The sequence below is a fragment of the Snodgrassella alvi genome, assembly GCF_002777745.1.
Lineage (GTDB): Bacteria > Pseudomonadota > Gammaproteobacteria > Burkholderiales > Neisseriaceae > Snodgrassella > Snodgrassella alvi_D.
Genome location: NZ_MEIO01000047.1, coordinates 1 through 3,005, shown reverse-complemented (window position 1 = coordinate 3,005; position 3,005 = coordinate 1). Strand labels below are relative to the sequence as shown.

Below are 3,005 nucleotides of genomic sequence, written 5' to 3'. Positions count from 1 at the left end.
CGCTGGTTAAACTTAGTATAATGTAAATATTTATTAATCCAGCGCGTATACATGAATACTGAACTGTTGTTTAACATTTAATTTAAAACAATAAAATTTTTAAAATCGCCTTCTTTTTCTTTTCTTTTTGTAAAATTTATGTTAATTTTTACTCTATAAAATAGAACAATAGGGCTGCTTATGAAGTCTGGATTTAGAAAAAGTCTACTTATCTTGGTGCTGCTGTGGCAGGTATTGCTGCTTGCCGGCTGTGACTATTTTGTAAGCGAACAGCAGGCACAGGTACCATTCTATAATCGCGATAGCCGTGGCCGCGCCGATACTATTGGCAAACTCGGCACACACTCCATCAGCATCCCCGCGGGCGTGATTGATGGCTGGGCACGCTATATCGGCGATCCGGGCGATTTTGCCGATCCGAAAATCAAAGCCAAATACCAGCGCCCGCCGGAATCTTATGACTTGCCGATTGAATCATTTGGTTTCCTGTATCGGATTACTGACGGCGATATTTATACCTCTTTCCGGCAAACAGAAGAGGATTACCGCCGCGATAATGAAACCTTAATCCCGTATGGCAAACCTTTTCCATGGGCCGATGTCATTATCTATGGTGAATATGATGCTGCGCCGCTGAATTTTAATGCCTATGTGCAGGAAGGCTTTAAAATATCAAAAGAAGTTTCCAATATTGATTATATCCAGCAGCCACAGCCGCTGTATGGCTTAACCGTATATCGGGCCAATAATGGCATTGATCCCAAAACCGGTGAACCGTGGAAATCGGATGTTAATGCCAAGGATATTTTGCTCAAAAAAGATCAGGCCGGCAATATTAAAACTTATATGGGTTGCGAGTTTTCTGAGCATAAAAATTTTTGTAGTCATATGTTTTATAATGATAAATTTCATATCAGAGTATCAATTAGTTATAACCGTACTTATCTGCCGCAATGGCAGGAGATGGAGAGCAATATTATTAAAATACTGGATAGCTGGCGGGTAAGCCCAGAAGGCAAGCTGCTGGGCAAACAGATTGGTAAGGCATAGTTTGTAGTAGTGGTATAACTTATTGATTATCTCAAGGAGAGCACTATGTTAGAAGCAAAAAAAGTAAGCAAAAGCGAAATTCAGGCATGGCGTAAACAGATTGAAAATGGTTATGCCAAATGGGCGCAAGGTTTCTTGAAATAATACTGATTAGATAATTAATAAATATTGGCTAGTATCTAATTTAAAACAATAAAATTGAAAATAATTCTGAATTTCTCTCTTTTCTTTATATTAATATTGTGTTAACTTTTGTATTAAAAAATAAAGAAAAAGGCTGCTTATGAAGTCTGGATTTAGAAAAAGTCTACTTATCTTGGCGCTGCTGTGGCAGGTATTGCTGCTTGCCGGCTGTGACCAAGATTTTGGCAAACAACCGGAAACACAAGTTGTTGAGCAAGTGTCGGAACCATTCCGCAATCAGGATAGTCGTGGACGTTATGACACCATTGGCAAACTAGGTACTCAATCCATCAGTATCCCCGCGGGCGTGATTGATGGCTGGGCGCGCTATATCGGCGATCCGGGCGATTTTGCTGATCCGAAAATCAAAGCCAAATACCAGCGCCCGCCAGAATCTTATGACTTGCCGATTGAATCATTTGGTTTCCTGTATCGGATTACTGATGGCGATATTTATACCTCTTACCGGCACACAGAAGAGGATTACCGCCGCGATAATGAAACCTTAATCCCGTATGGCAAACCTTTTCCATGGGCCGATGTCATTATCTATGGTGAATATGATGCTGCGCCGCTGAATTTTAATGCCTATGTGCAGGAAGGCTTTAAAATATCAAAAGAAGTTTCCAATATTGATTATATCCAGCAGCCACAGCCGCTGTATGGCTTAACCGTATATCGGGCCAATAATGGCATTGATCCCAAAACCGGTGAACCGTGGAAATCGGATGTTAATGCCAAGGATATTTTGCTCAAAAAAGATCAGGCCGGCAATATTAAAACTTATATGGGTTGCGAGTTTTCTGAGCATAAAAATTTTTGTAGTCATATGTTTTATAATGATAAATTTCATATCAGAGTATCAATTAGTTATAACCGTACTTATCTGCCGCAATGGCAGGAGATGGAGAGCAATATTATTAAAATACTGGATAGCTGGCGGGTAAGCCCAGAAGGCAAGCTGCTGGGCAAACAGATTGGTAAGGCATAGTTTGTAGTAGTGGTATAACTTATTGATTATCTCAAGGAGAGCACTATGTTAGAAGCAAAAAAAGTAAGCAAAAGCGAAATTCAGGCATGGCGTAAACAGATTGAAAATGGTTATGCCAAATGGGCGCAAGGTTTCTTGAAATAATACTGATTAGATAATTAATAAATATTGGCTAGTATCTAATTTAAAACAATAAAATTGAAAATAATTCTGAATTTCTCTCTTTTCTTTATATTAATATTGTGTTAACTTTTGTATTAAAAAATAAAGAAAAAGGCTGCTTATGAAGTCTGGATTTAGAAAAAGTCTACTTATCTTGGCGCTGCTGTGGCAGGTATTGCTGCTTGCCGGCTGTGACCAAGATTTTGGCAAACAACCGGAAACACAAGTTGTTGAGCAAGTGTCGGAACCATTCCGCAATCAGGATAGTCGTGGACGTTATGACACCATTGGCAAACTAGGTACTCAATCCATCAGTATCCCCGCGGGCGTGATTGATGGCTGGGCGCGCTATATCGGCGATCCGGGCGATTTTGCTGATCCGAAAATCAAAGCCAAATACCAGCGCCCGCCAGAATCTTATGACTTGCCGATTGAATCATTTGGTTTCCTGTATCGGATTACTGATGGCGATATTTATACCTCTTACCGGCACACAGAAGAGGATTACCGCCGCGATAATGAAACCTTAATCCCGTATGGCAAACCTTTTCCATGGGCCGATGTCATTATCTATGGTGAATATGATGCTGCGCCGCTGAATTTTAATGCCTATGTGCAG

Annotated in this window: 3 protein-coding genes; all 3 read left to right on the top strand. The window is 40.3% G+C overall.

The window, feature by feature from the left end; all coding sequences use genetic code 11:
- The first annotated feature begins 180 nt into the window (after window positions 1–180).
- Window positions 181–1,050: a hypothetical protein gene (locus BHC51_RS05335; protein ID WP_143558782.1), complete on the top strand. Its 870-nt coding sequence runs from the start codon at window positions 181–183 to the stop codon at window positions 1,048–1,050.
- A 283-nt stretch (window positions 1,051–1,333) separates the two neighbouring features.
- Complete coding sequence (locus tag BHC51_RS05330; RefSeq protein ID WP_100153512.1) at window positions 1,334–2,224, top strand: hypothetical protein; 891 nt, start codon at window positions 1,334–1,336, stop codon at window positions 2,222–2,224.
- A gap of 283 nt (window positions 2,225–2,507) precedes the next feature.
- On the top strand, window positions 2,508–3,005 hold a 498-nt coding region (locus BHC51_RS05325; RefSeq protein WP_143558793.1), incomplete at its 3' end, for a hypothetical protein.

Coding starts and splice junctions, on each gene's coding strand:
- BHC51_RS05335 (WP_143558782.1), top strand. CDS start 181: ATGAAGTCTGGATTTAGAAAAAGTCTACTTATCTTGGTGCTGCTGTGG.
- BHC51_RS05330 (WP_100153512.1), top strand. CDS start 1,334: ATGAAGTCTGGATTTAGAAAAAGTCTACTTATCTTGGCGCTGCTGTGG.